Source organism: Streptomyces sp. NBC_01381 (genome assembly GCF_026340305.1).
Lineage (GTDB): Bacteria > Actinomycetota > Actinomycetes > Streptomycetales > Streptomycetaceae > Streptomyces.
In genome coordinates this window covers 2137645-2149871 of sequence record NZ_JAPEPI010000002.1, presented here as the reverse complement: position 1 = coordinate 2149871, position 12227 = coordinate 2137645, and the positions used below count along the sequence as shown (strand labels likewise).

Below are 12227 nucleotides of genomic sequence, written 5' to 3'. Positions count from 1 at the left end.
AAGGTGAGGGTGAAGATGCCCGGCGGAGCGGGGAGGGGAGGGGCCTACAGGAAGAATCCGTGCTGGTCGGCGACCTGCTCGTAGCTTTCGAGGCGCGCCTGCGTCCGCTCAGGGTCCGCGTCGGCCATCGCCTGCAGCAGGGCCGCGGACAGCAGGCCGGGCGCCGCGTACGAGTCGAAGACGAGCCGGGACCCGGTGCCCGCGGTCAGCGTCACGTCCGCCGCGTCCGCCAGCGGCCCCAGGGTGGGATCGGTGATCAGCGCGGTACGGAGCCCCACGCTCCGCGCGGCCCGGAGCGCGCCCAGGGTCTCCTTGGCGTGCCGGGGCATGGCATAGGCCAGCATCCAGGTCCCGCCCGCCGCCCGGGACTGGAGCAGGGCGTCGTAGGCCACGCTGCCGCCACGGGTCACCAGGCGTACGTCGGGGTGGATGCGCCGGGCCGCGTAAGCGAAGTACTCCGCAAGGGACACCGAGATCCGCAGGCCGAGTACCGTCAGCGGCACGGAACCGGCCAGCTCGCGCCCGATGTCCAGCGCCTGGTCGGTGTCGGCGAGCAGGCGACGTAGGTTCTGCAGGTTCTCGATCTCGGCGTCCACGGCCTCCTGCAGCGCGTTGCGCCGGAACTGGCTGCTGCCCCCCGGGGAGCCCGCGACCGCGCTCAGGGCGATCGGCTGGAGCGCGTCCCGCAGGGCGGGATAACCGCTGAACCCGAGGGAAACGGCGAAGCGGGTCACGGACGGCTGGCTGACACCGGCCCGTTCCGCCAGCTCCGTGATCGAGAGGAACGCGGCCTCGGTGAGGTGATCGATCAGGTACTGGGCGATGCGCCGCTGCCCCGGGGACAGCCGATGGCCGTCGAACAGCGCACGGACCCGCTCGCCGGGGGCGCGCTCATGGTCCGGCGACTTCCCGCCCGGCGTGATGGCGGCCGCCTGGGCGCGTGCCTGCTGCCCGGATGACACCGACGGGCCTCCCTCTCATGTCACTCGTCACCCAACATAGCTCACACCCTGTGGCCACCCCTCCAGTCGCCCACCGCCGCCTGTGTCCGTGCGCCGGACCGAACAGCGGCGGGTTGAGGCGGGCGAAGGCTTCCCTGCGCTCGTGCGGGAAGTGCGGGTAGGGGGCGGGGCGGTGGCCGGGCGCGGCTCACTGTCCACACGGTGCGGATACAGTGCGCGTTTCGGCAGTCTGGATTACCTGAGGAGGGGAAGCGTGACCGACATCAGCGAAGCCCGATCCGCGGACGGTGCGGCGCATGCGACCCAGCAGAGCCGACTGCGCCGGCTGATGCGCTACATCCCTTTGATCGCCCCCGTCCTGCTGTGGACCGTCCCCTGCTGGGTGCTGCTGCACGCCGGCCAGCACTGGCCCCTCCCCGTGACGCTGGGCGGCACCGCCCTGTTCGTCCTCGGTCTGATCACCATGCCGCTCGCGATGATGCGCGGCCACGGCCGGCGGCAGCAGGACCGGGCGGCCATCGTCGGGGACACCCTCCTTGGGGCCGGCTGGATACTGTTCACCTGGTCCCTCCTCCTCGGCGTCCTGCTGCGCCTCGCCCTGACCGTGGCCGGCGTGGGCGACGGCCAGGACCGGGCCCGGATCGTCACGTGGGCGATCCTCGGCGTGGCCGCCGTGCTCCTCGCCTGGGGGTATGCCGAGGCCCGCCGGGTTCCACGGGTGCGCCGGCTCGACGTACAACTCCCGCGCCTGGGAGCCGGATTGGACGGCACCCGCGTCGTCCTCATCACCGACACCCACTACGGCCCGCTCGACCGCGCCCGCTGGTCGGCGCGGGTCTGCGAGACGGTCAACACCCTGGACGCCGATCTGGTCTGCCACACCGGCGACATCGCGGACGGCACGGCCGAACGCCGCCGCGCCCAGGCCGCTCCGCTCGGCACCGTGCGAGCCACCCGGGCCCGGGTCTACGTCACCGGCAACCACGAGTACTACAGCCAGGCCCAGGGCTGGGTCGACCTGATGGACGAGCTGGGCTGGGAGCCGCTGCGCAACCGCCATCTGCTGCTCGAACGCGGCGGCGACACCCTCGTGGTCGCCGGCGTGGACGACGTCACCGCCGAGTCCTCCGGCCTGGCCGGCCACCGCGCCCACCTCGCCGGTGCCCTGGACGGCGCCGACCCCGACCACCCCGTCCTGCTCCTGGCCCACCAGCCCAAGTTCGTCGACCGGGCCGCGGCGGGCGGTGTCGACCTCCAGCTCTCCGGTCACACCCACGGCGGCCAGATCTGGCCCTTCCACCACCTCGTCCGCATCGACCAGCCCGCCCTCGCCGGCCTCAGCCGCCACGGCACCCGCACCCTCCTCTACACCAGCCGCGGCACCGGTTTCTGGGGCCCGCCGTTCCGCGTCTTCGCCCCCAGCGAGATCACCCTGCTCGTACTCCGCTCCCCGCAGCGCCCCCCACCCAGCCCCTATAGCTGCTCTCAGAGCGTGACGCCCTTGACGCGGGGGAAGGGCTTGGCGAGGCGCCAGTTTTCGTAGAAGCCCAGGAAGAGGCTCCACTCCGGGTTCACGGCCATCCAGTTCGCCAGCGGGACAGGACCGGTCGGCGTCGGCATGGTGGTCGTTCGTATCTCGGTGATGAAATCGTCGACCTCATGCGCTCCGGCACGCTGGGCCAACTGGAAGATGCCGATGGCCAGACTGCCGGAGACATAGGGGCCGAATATGGCCCGCTTCGTGCGCAGGTAGGACCGTGCCGCCGATATCTGCTGGGTGGTCGGAGGATCGGAGATCGCGCCGAGGCCGGCGAAGCCCGGCCTCGGGTAGACCTTGCCGACCATGCCCTGAACCGTGGGATCAAACGTGAGCTTCCGCTTCTGGAAGTCGGCCACGATCGCGGGAGTCGCCTCCGCGGAGGCAGCGATCCGCGAGTGCAGGAGCACTGATGCGTCGTTGTCCGACACTTCCTTGGTCACCGTGGCCGTGATCTGTTCCTTGGTCCGGCCTTTCACATAGTCCTCGGGGTCCACGGTGACGCCTTCGCGCGAGAGGATCCCGACCTTGGTGATGACCAGCGTGCGCAGACCACTGGCGGCCAGTACCTGGTTCACCGAGGAGAGGGCCGCCGCTGAGGTCGCACCGTCCGCGGTCCAGACGTGACTCCTGAATCCGGGGGTCCGGAAGCGCCCGGTTCCGTGGGCGATCACATCTGCGATGTAGGACCGGTTGGGCTCCGGAATGCCGGCCCAGATGTTCCGTCGCTGCGCGTCGTCCCGCCCTCTGATGAGCGCGTCGCGGATGGCCCATTCCGTCTGGAGAATCTTCTCGGCACGTTCCTGCACCGTGCCGTACAGGAAGATGTGGTTGTCCTTGGCGTCGTTCCAGTCGTACGCGTGATTGCCCAGCCAGTGGCCGCCTGCGGCCATGTCGAAGAAGGCGCCAGTTCTCGCCCTGCACCACTCGCTTGCCGACCAGGTAGAACGTGGCCCGCGCCCCTGCGGCATTGAGGGCGTCGAGCACTCGGCCGGTGTTGCCGGCTGCGTCGGGCCCGTCGTCGTAGGTGAGCTCGAGCCGGGAGATCCGTGCCGGACGGCTCGACATGCTGGGCGGTGCCGTGGCCGCCCGACGGCCGGAATCGCCGTCGACCTCGGTCGTGAGGGTCGGGTAGGCGGCCCGCAGACCACCCCAGCCCAGAGCCGCGACGGCCGAACCTGCCTCGGTTTCGGCCGGGTCGTGCGGTTGGGAGACGCGCGGGGCGCCGGCGCCGGCGCGGTGGTGCTGGACGACATGCACGAGTTCGTGGGCGAGCAGCCGTCGCCCCCGGTCGAGGTGCGGTTCGTAGTGCCCAGGGGCGAAGAAGATGTCGGATCCGCCAGCGCATGCCGCCGCTCCGTGGCGGCGCGTTCCGGCTGCGGACTGCGCATCGGTGTGCACTCGTACGTCACTGAAGTCGTGCCCCAAAGCGCGCTGGAACGTGGCGCGGACGTCAGGGTCGAGGCGTTGGCCTCGCGCGTCCGTGCCACGCCGGGTGCCAGACTCCCGGGCGGGCGAGCCGGCGGTGCCGGATTCCCGGGCGGGAGCGCTGAGTTGACGCCGCAGAGGAGGCTCGAACACGGCCATCACCACCACACTCCCCCGCCTGCTGTTCTCCCCGGGCGTATGGCGCCACGACTGACCACACGCTAGCCAGCCGGCCGTCACCACCGCGTCACGTGCTCCGACGCGGCTGCGGGCTCGCAGGCCGAGCGGGACCGGCCGCGCCCGGTAAGGCAGCAGGGCCCGGGCCGCGCGTCGCGGTCCGGGCCCTGCCCCCTACGGTGCCGCCCTGCGGCGGCGGTGTGTCAGCTCTGTTCGGTGTCGTCGCTCGGCTGCCCGGCGCCCTCGGCCGCGGCCACCTTCTCGCGCATCTTGCGCACCAGCTCCGCCTTCTGGTCGGCGGCGCCCTGGCGGTCGCGGTTGCGGTGCGGACCGTTGTTCTGCCGTTCGGCGCGGGACAGCTTCTTGCGCTGGCCGCCGCCCATGCCCACGGGGTTGTTGATGTTCTTGCTCACGGGTTCTCCCGGAATGATGTGAAGGGACCTACGGATTCATCGGTGGGGGACGGGCGCGGCGACGTCGAGGGACGTCAGCAGGGGCCCATCACGCCCTCACTCGTAAATCAGCGTCTGGAAGAACATGGGCAAGACGTTACCCGGTTCCGTCGGTCCCGCACACCACGCTTTTCGCCGGGCCGGCGTCGAGCAGCTGCGGGGGCATGGCATTCCACGAGCCGGATCAGAAGTGCTTCCGCAGTGTTAGTGGAACGGCAGCACGGCGTCAGCGGAACGACAGTGGGCGTGGGCAGGCTGGTCACGACCGCGGCGGACAAGCCGTCCGCGAACCGAATCACCGCACGGGGGATCCTCACATGCGTACGTCCCGCATCCGCACCGCCGCCCTGGCCGCCGCCACCGCCGCCCTCGCCCTGGGCGGTCTGACCGCCTGCGGCGGCGGGGACAACGCCACCGACAACGCCAAGAGCAGTGCGAGCGAGGACGTCGGCAAGAACACCGGCACGGACGGCCGGGCGACCGAGAAGGGCTCCACCGAGAAGACCGGGAACGCCTCGGAGAACACCGGGAACAAGCCCGCCGCGGGCGGCGTGCAGAACGGCTCCGACGCCGCGTCCGTCAGCCAGTGCGGCGACCAGGACATCGACTTCTCCGTCCTGCACCGGTTCCGCGGTGAGCAGGGCGAGCACCTGCTGATCACCGGGCGGAACGACACCTCCAAGCCCTGCTGGGTCACTTCGCACCCGTCCGTCAAGCTCGGCGACACCGACGAGGTCCTGCCGCTCTCCAAGGACTCCGAGGGCGGCGACTCCAGGATCACGATCCAGCCCGACGGCAAGGTCTACTCCGCGGCGGCCCTCTTCTCCGACGGATCCCCGAAGCGCGCCGCACAGGGTCTGGCGCTCGCCCTGCGCGACGAGGCCGGCCACACGAACCCGGGCGTCTCGCTGAACGTGTACGACGAGACGGGTGCCGCGTCGAATTTCAAGTGGACCAGCGCGGACATCCTGAACTGGAACACCTCCAAGCCGTACGACTTCTGATCCCCACGCGCTCTCAGGGCAGCCCCGGCCGGGTGCGACGGTCCGGGGCTTTCTGCCTTCTTGTCAGTGGATCAGCTCTCCATTGCCGTCGAGAGTGGTGTGCGCCAGACTTTTTGGCAGGGCTTTCGAGTGCCGGTCGAGACGCGGCTGCCGACCACGAGCGGGAGGATTCCCATGCTGCAGCAGGTCGCGGAGGGTGTGCTGACCCACCAGAGCGAATTGCTCCAGAACAACACCGCTGTCGTGCAGGGAAAGGGCGGCGTGCTGCTCGTGGACGCCGGTATCACGGGCGATGAAATGGTCTGCCTGGCGAACGACCTTCGTAAGTTGGGCCAGCCCGTCATAGCGGGCTTCTCGACGCATCCTGATTGGGATCACGTCCTCTGGCATGCCGAACTTGGCAAAGCGCCTCGTTACGGTACGGCCCGCTGCGCGGCTCATATGCGAGAACTGCTGTCGCACGCGGACTGGAAGGCCCGCGCCGCCGAGGGGCTGCCGCCGGAAATCGCCGAGGAAACACCGCTGGACCTGTTCGGCCTCATTACCGGTCTGCCTGCTGAAGCCGCGCAGATTCCCTGGGATGGCCCCAAGGTCCGGATCATTGAGCATCCCGCGCATGCCCCGGGCCATGCGGCGCTGTTGATCGAAGAGCGCGGGGTTCTCGTCGCCGGCGACATGCTCTCTGATGTCTTCATTCCGATGCTCGACGACACCGCAGACCCGATCGAGGACTACCTCCTCGGGCTGCGGCTGCTCGAGGAGGTGGCGGACGGCGTCGATGTCCTCATCCCCGGTCACGGGTCCGTCGCCAGAGCCGATCAGGTACGCGCAAGGATCAATCAGGATCGGGCGTACCTGCACGCCCTGCGTGACGCCCACGTTCCCAGCGACCCGCGGCTCGGCCCATCGGCCAAGCCTGGCTGGGAGTGGGTGAACGACATACACGAAGGGCAACGCCGGCGCCTCGCCCAAAGCGGTGTGGGCGACGAGACGTCCGGCTAGGGATCCGCTTTCGCCACAGGACGACCCCCGTGTCGGTCGGAGTCGGAGAGAGAATCAGACGGTCGGGTGGAGGTAGAAGGTCTCGTTGGCGACGGGGAACTGGCCGATCTGGTCGGGCCATTGGACGACCCAGGTGCCGTTGCCGGAGCCGCCGCCGTCGATGTTGGCGTACAGCCCGGTGGCGTTGTTGCGGAGCATCGTCATGTTGGGCAGCGCGGCGTTGGGGTGCTCCAGGGTGAAGTTCTGGGTGTCGCGCTGGGGGTCGGGGTCGCCGTTGACGTTGTGGCAATCCCAGATGTTGAGGTAGTTGCCGGGCCTGCTGGCCAGACCGTTCTGGACGTCAAGGCACTTGTTGCTGTCCGAGCTGACGACGCGGTACATGGGCTTTCCGTTGCTGCCGGTGCCGACGTGGAAGAGGCGCCAGCGCTGGTTCGAGGCGCCGTTGGGGTCGTAGATGATGACGTGGCTGCCGTTGCGGTCCTGACCTTCGTACACGTCAAGGACGCGGGTGTCGGAGTTCTCCGGGTGGATGGTCAGCTCCCTCGGCTCGGCGCCGCCGCGCATCGAACTGAAGTGGACGGGCCAGTGGTCACTGCCCGCGTTCACGCCGACGGTGGCCTGCCAGTTGTCCGTGTCCACGTTCGAGACCAAGTAGTCGAGCTCGCCGCCGCTGCGCTGGGTGGCCTGTCCGGGGTTGTAGATGCGTGTGCCCTGCGGCAGGTAGGAGTTGTGCAGCGCGTACGGGTTGCGGTTGAAGTCACCGAGGACGGCCCAGTTCTGGTACGTGGCGGTTGCCGCGTCCTGGGAGACCCGGCCCACCAGGGACGCGGCGTCGCTGCCGCCGTTGGCGGAGGCATGGACCGAGGCGAACAGGACGTTGTCGGCGCGGTTGCCGACCGCCAGAGCCGAGCGGTAGACCCCCCGCACCTCACGTACCTCGTCGGGCCACCAGGACGTGACGATGCCGACGTTCTGGGACTGCTGGTCGAGGATGTGCAGATAGCGCACCGGGTGACGGCTCGACTCCCGCCACTCGTAGACGCGGGCGCCGCCGCGCATGCCGATGTACGTGGCAGCGGCGGGCTGGGTGTCGGGGACCTCCTGGAGGGCCACCACGGAGCTCGTCTGCGCGAGGGCGTAGGCGCCGGCCCACCGGTCGCGCCCGTTCTGCATGTTCCAGGTCGCCGTGCGGTGCGTGTCCGGGTTGGCCGCCTGCGCGGTTCCGGCGCCCGTCACCAGGAAGGTGCAGAGCATGAGTGTGGTGGCCAGCACGGCCCCCAGGCGACGTAACAGGCTGCCGCGTGCGGTCCGTCCGGAGGGTCTGTGACGCCGCTGGTTCAGAGGTAACGCGCGCCTAGCGGGGTGGGTTCTCATCTGGTCCTCCTGGTCGTTCGGGGGGGATGCTCGACGGCGGCTGCTGCGGCCTGCCACGCGAGGAAAGCTAGGGGGGAGCCCTTGCGGTCGATACCGTCAAGTGACGTATTCGCAGCACGCCCAGCCGCCGAGTGCGGTTCGTGGCCGCGATGCCTTGGAAGGCACCCCGTGCTGCTAGGGACCGCCAGGGATCGCTATCGGCCGGATGCCGTCTGTGCGCAGGCGTGTGCATGCCAATAGGCTGTGCGACCTTCGCGTGCGTCCTGGGGGGTTCTCGTGAACGGTCTCCGTGCGGTCCTTGTCTGCCTTGTGCTCGCGTGTGCCGCGGTGGTGTCGCCGGCCGCTGGTGCCGCTCCTGCTGCCGCTGCTGCCGCTGCTGTGGATCCGCGCTGGTCGGCGCTTCCGGTCCCCGCCGCCGCCCCGCCGGTGACCGTGAAGGATCTCGCCGCCCGTGGTCCTGGCGAGGCGTGGGCGACCGGGTACGAGCACGCCGCCGATGGGCTGCGGCCGATGCTGTACCGGTGGGACGGCAGGGCGTGGAGCCGGGACACGACCTTCCCCGGGGCCGGTGAGCCCGGCTGGCTCGGCAAGGTGCAGTTCGTCGGCGAGGAGGTGTGGATCTTCCACAACCGCGGGGGTGAGGGGGAGATCCTGCGCCGGTCGGCGGAAGGGCCGGCAGGTTGGCGTGCCGTCCCGCTGCCGCAGACGCTGTGGACGTACCAGGACTTCGCCGCGGTACCGGGTGCCGCGTGGGTGGTCGGTGAGGACGACACCGGGCTGAAGGTGCTGCACTACGACGGCTCCGCCTGGACCACGCAGTCCGCCCCGGACGGCGTGCTGTACCTCATGGGGATCAATGCGCGTACGGCCACCGACGCCTGGGCCTGGGGGGACACCAGCACCGGGGCCGGAACCACCGTCCTGCGCTGGGACGGCACGGCGTGGCGGGACGCGAACGTGGCGCTGCCGCCGAACAGCAACGTGCACACCATCCTGCTCGAACCGTACGGCCGGGCCACCATCGGCGGCAGCCAGTACACCGACGGCGTGGCCCGCACCTACCTGATGACCTTCAACGGGCATGCCTGGCGCACCACTTACCCACCGCTGGGCGACACCTACACCGAGGCCATGGTGCGCGGCCCGGACGGCGCGCTGTGGCTGCCGGTGCGCAGCGACCGCGCGTTCCAGTCGAAGTACGCACGGGTGGACGGCTCCCGCACCACTTTCTCGTACGGACCGGAACGCACAGGCGCGATCGACGTCAAGCCGCGCGTACTGGCGAGGGCCGGGTCCCAACTGCTGTCCTTCGGGACCGCCGAGATCTACGGCTCGAAACCGAACCTGATGAGCGAGCGGCTGGGAGGCTGACCATGGCACGCGGACTTCCCATGGCACGAAGACTGCCCATGGCACGCAGGCTTCTCGTCGCGGCCCTCGCCGTCGCCATGACCATCGTGGCGATCATGTCCTCTGCCGCGGCCTCGGCGGACCCCCCGTCCTGGCAGCACGTTCCGGTCCCGGCGCAGGTTCGCCCGCAGGCCGGTCTCAACGAGGCCGTGGCGTTCGGGCCCGACCGGGTGTGGGCGGTGGGTGCCGACGCCGTCGGGCGCGAAGCCCCGGGCTTCCCGCTGGTGCTGCGCTGGGACGGAACCGCGTGGCAGCGCCAGGGTCTGCCCGGCATCGGCTGGCAGGGAGAGCTGCTGTCCATCGCCGCGACCTCGCCGACCGCGGTCTGGGCGGTCGGCCGCGACTCGGCGGGCGGCGCCCGCCTGCTCCGCCACGACGGCAAGGCCTGGTCCGAGGACCGGCCGCCGCGCGGTGTCGTGCTGACCAAAGTCGTCGCCGGCGGCGGTGAGACCTGGCTGATCGGTTCGCGGGACGGCGCGCAGGTGCTGCTGCGCCGGGACGGGCGCGGCTGGCGGGACGTACCGGTGCCGCCGGGATGGGTGTACGGCCTGCACATCCTGGCGGCCGACGACGTCTGGGCCGCGGGCGCCACCGAATCGGGTGCGGCCGTGTCGCACTGGAACGGGCAGGAGTGGCAGCAGACGATCGTCAGCGGGTTCCCGCGGTCGGGCGTGAGCAGTGTGCTCGCGGTCTCGCCGACAGAGGTGTGGGCGGGTGGCACGGCCGGGTTCGTCGGCGGGCCGCCGGGCAAGCCGATTCCGCCCCTCCTGGTCCGCTTCGACGGGCAGGCGTGGAACCGGGTCGCCGTGCCCACCGACTTCGGCTCGATCAGCTCACTGGCGCCCGGCACGTCCGGCTCGCTGGGCTGGGTCTCGGTGGCCCGCTCGCAGAAGTGGGGCCCGCCGGGCAGCAATCCGCCGCTCGTCCCCGGGCCGGATTTCCTTGCCTGGAACGGAGGGTCGTTCACCGAGTACAGCGAACCGGCGGTGGCCGGCGAGGGCGAATCCTGGGCGCTGCGGCTCGCGCCCGTGCCAGGCACGGCGACGGTGTGGTCGGTCGGCCGGGCCGACGGGCCCGAGGGCACCTTCGCCCCGCGCGTTCTGCGGTTCGGCTGAGATGACGGACGGGGCTCCGTCCGCAGTGGACGGAGCCCCGTTTCGCGCGTGGAACCTCAGCCGCATGGCGGGTGCGCCTCGGCGCGGGCAGGGTCGATGCCGTCGACTGCCGGGATACGCCGTCGCGGTGCGCGGGGACCGGGGCGTCCGTCGCCCATACGATCCGTCGCCCATATGATCCGTCGCCCCCATGAGAGGGGTGCTGCGCGTACCGGCCGCATGGTTTCGCCGGTGGCGATACCTGGCTCGCGGCAGGCAGCCGCCGACCTACCGTGACCGCGTGCTCTCACCGATCACGGGTACGGCCGCCGGTGTGCCGTTCACCGCGCTGCCGCCGGCCGGCGGCGGGACCGCGCCGCTGATCGTCACGTGGCACATGCTGGACGCGCCGAGGTCGGACGCCGCGTTCGCCGCCGCGCTGCCGATGAGCGAGGTGCCTGCGTGGCGGGTGCACCTCGGCATGCCGATGTGCGAGGCGCGCATGGTCGACGGCAGCATGGACGCCGGCTTGGCGTTGCTGCGCGAGGACGTCCTGATGTCGTATCTGCATCCGTTCGTCCGGCAGGCGGCCGAGGAGTTCCCTGCCGCGCTGGCATCGATCCGAGCGCAACTGCCGGTCGATGACGGTCCGATCGGCGTCCTTGGTGGGTCGCTCGGCGGGGCCGTCGCGCTGCGGATCCTCACCGACACCGAGATCCCGGTCTTCGCCGGCGCCGTCGTCAACGCCGCCGTCCGGATGCGGTCTGTCGTCGGCCTGTTCCCCGGCGGCTATCCGTACGACGCCGAGTCCGAGAAGGCCGTCGACAGCCTGGACTTCGTCGCCAAGGCGGGCGCCATCGCCGGTCGCGTGCCGCTGCTCGTCGTCAGCGGCGAGCGGGATCATCCGGGGCTGCGTGCCGATGCGTCGGACCTCGTCGACGCACTCGGGGAGCGGTCCGAACTGCTTTCGATCCCCGGGTTGGCGCATCCGCTCGCCGAAGAACCCGGCATCGAGCCCGCGCCCCAGCTGCCAGTGGCCCGCGAGGTGGACGCCGGCCTCACCCGGTGGTTCCGCCGCCGGCTCGCGGCGGCGGCCCCGCTCCCTCAGTGAAGGGGCGTCCAGTGCTCCAAAGCGTCGTCAAGGCGCGGATCATCCGGGTCGTCCCATACGAGACAGCCCCACACGATGCCGGGAACATCGGAGCCCATCAGGTCGGGCGGCCCCTCGGTCAGCGTGCGGTGGACGGCTTCCAAGTACGCGGCCATCGAAGGGTGGCGCGGCTCTGACACCTCGGGCCCGGCCATCGTCGACCAGTGGCCGACGCCGGCTTCGGACACGTACTCGCCGTACTCCGGCCCGGCGGCGTCCCGCGAAACCCACGGAACCACCCGGGCCCCCTGCCAGTAGTCGCGCTCGCCGATCCCCGGAAGCCTCGGGCGCACGGCATCGGCCGGCGTGAACAACGCCCCGTCCGGCAGGAAATCCCCGGAGCCGACCTCGCCCTCCTCCTCGTTCTCCTCGATGTACTGGTTCTCCACACCACCGCACAGCCGCCACACGGCCGCCAGTTCGGCGGGCAGCCCGTAGCCGAGGTGCTGCGTCAGCTGGGCACCGGCGGCGTCAATCGCGCACTCCGGAGCAGGCGGCAGCAGTGAGGCGTACGACGTTGGAGCGTTCACCCGCAGCCAGGCGGTCAGCCGGAGCCAGGCAGCGGTGACCTGCTCGACGGCGTCATCATTTCGCTCAGACATTCGATCACCGTACGGGGCGAGGCGGCCCACTCAGT

Annotated in this window: 11 protein-coding genes and 1 pseudogene; 6 read left to right on the top strand and 6 right to left on the bottom strand. The window is 70.7% G+C overall.

The genetic code is table 11. The features are described from left to right. Positions 1-44 precede the first annotated feature (44 nt). The gene (locus tag OG453_RS31195) at positions 45-962 is read right to left on the bottom strand and encodes a MurR/RpiR family transcriptional regulator (protein ID WP_266871912.1); all 918 of its coding nucleotides are present in this window, start codon (positions 960-962) and stop codon (positions 45-47) included. Positions 963-1215: 253 nt separating this feature from the next. On the opposite strand from OG453_RS31195, the gene OG453_RS31190 reads away from it, so the two are divergent. Then, positions 1216-2505 (top strand): metallophosphoesterase, encoded by a 1290-nt coding sequence (locus OG453_RS31190; RefSeq protein ID WP_266871911.1) that lies wholly within the window; start codon positions 1216-1218, stop codon positions 2503-2505. On the opposite strand, the gene OG453_RS31185 is transcribed toward OG453_RS31190, so the two are convergent. The 3 genes and pseudogenes from OG453_RS31185 to OG453_RS31180 all read right to left on the bottom strand — a co-directional run bounded on the left by OG453_RS31185 (position 2448) and on the right by OG453_RS31180 (position 4517). After that, positions 2448-3392: a hypothetical protein gene (locus OG453_RS31185; protein ID WP_266871910.1), complete on the bottom strand. Its 945-nt coding sequence runs from the start codon at positions 3390-3392 to the stop codon at positions 2448-2450. The two genes, OG453_RS31190 and OG453_RS31185, sit on opposite strands and share 58 nt — an antisense overlap. A 13-nt stretch (positions 3393-3405) precedes the next feature. Then, a pseudogene (locus OG453_RS45385) lies at positions 3406-4086 on the bottom strand (DUF4157 domain-containing protein); the annotation flags it as partial. Positions 4087-4307: 221 nt separating this feature from the next. After that, positions 4308-4517, bottom strand: coding sequence for a DUF6243 family protein (locus OG453_RS31180; RefSeq protein WP_266871909.1), 210 nt, complete (start codon positions 4515-4517; stop codon positions 4308-4310). A 356-nt stretch (positions 4518-4873) separates the two neighbouring features. Here OG453_RS31180 and OG453_RS31175 point away from each other — a divergent pair, with 356 nt between their 5' ends. Both OG453_RS31175 and OG453_RS31170 read left to right on the top strand, forming a co-directional pair. Further along, a complete protein-coding gene (locus OG453_RS31175) occupies positions 4874-5560 on the top strand; it encodes a DUF4232 domain-containing protein (RefSeq protein ID WP_266871908.1) in 687 nt (228 codons plus the stop codon). Positions 5561-5626: 66 nt separating this feature from the next. Beyond that, on the top strand, positions 5627-6562 hold the full coding sequence (locus OG453_RS31170) for an MBL fold metallo-hydrolase (RefSeq protein WP_266871907.1): 936 nt from the start codon (positions 5627-5629) through the stop codon (positions 6560-6562). 54 nt (positions 6563-6616) lie between these two features. Here OG453_RS31170 and OG453_RS31165 read toward each other — a convergent pair whose 3' ends face one another. Further along, the gene (locus OG453_RS31165; protein WP_266871906.1) at positions 6617-7834 is read right to left on the bottom strand and encodes an RICIN domain-containing protein; all 1218 of its coding nucleotides are present in this window, start codon (positions 7832-7834) and stop codon (positions 6617-6619) included. 378 nt (positions 7835-8212) lie between these two features. Here OG453_RS31165 and OG453_RS31160 point away from each other — a divergent pair, with 378 nt between their 5' ends. The 3 genes from OG453_RS31160 to OG453_RS31150 all read left to right on the top strand — a co-directional run bounded on the left by OG453_RS31160 (position 8213) and on the right by OG453_RS31150 (position 11551). Next, positions 8213-9307 (top strand): hypothetical protein, encoded by a 1095-nt coding sequence (locus OG453_RS31160; protein ID WP_266871905.1) that lies wholly within the window; start codon positions 8213-8215, stop codon positions 9305-9307. Positions 9308-9345: 38 nt separating this feature from the next. Further along, positions 9346-10461, top strand: a complete 1116-nt coding sequence (locus OG453_RS31155) for a hypothetical protein (protein ID WP_266871904.1) — start codon at positions 9346-9348, stop codon at positions 10459-10461. A gap of 280 nt (positions 10462-10741) precedes the next feature. After that, positions 10742-11551 (top strand): S9 family peptidase, encoded by an 810-nt coding sequence (locus tag OG453_RS31150; protein ID WP_266871903.1) that lies wholly within the window; start codon positions 10742-10744, stop codon positions 11549-11551. On the opposite strand, the gene OG453_RS31145 is transcribed toward OG453_RS31150, so the two are convergent. Continuing rightward, positions 11545-12192 carry a hypothetical protein gene (locus OG453_RS31145; protein WP_266871902.1) on the bottom strand — a complete coding sequence of 216 codons (648 nt, stop codon included), beginning with the start codon at positions 12190-12192 and terminating at the stop codon, positions 11545-11547. The two genes, OG453_RS31150 and OG453_RS31145, sit on opposite strands and share 7 nt — an antisense overlap. Positions 12193-12227 lie beyond the last annotated feature (35 nt).

What these genes read in the sequence shown, in the direction of transcription:
- OG453_RS31175 (WP_266871908.1), top strand. Translation starts at nt 4,874, where the DNA reads ATGCGTACGTCCCGCATCCGCACCGCCGCCCTGGCCGCCGCCACCGCC.
- OG453_RS31155 (WP_266871904.1), top strand. Translation starts at nt 9,346, where the DNA reads ATGGCACGCAGGCTTCTCGTCGCGGCCCTCGCCGTCGCCATGACCATC.
- OG453_RS31145 (WP_266871902.1), bottom strand. Translation starts at nt 12,192, where the DNA reads ATGTCTGAGCGAAATGATGACGCCGTCGAGCAGGTCACCGCTGCCTGG.
- OG453_RS31185 (WP_266871910.1), bottom strand. Translation starts at nt 3,392, where the DNA reads ATGGCCGCAGGCGGCCACTGGCTGGGCAATCACGCGTACGACTGGAAC.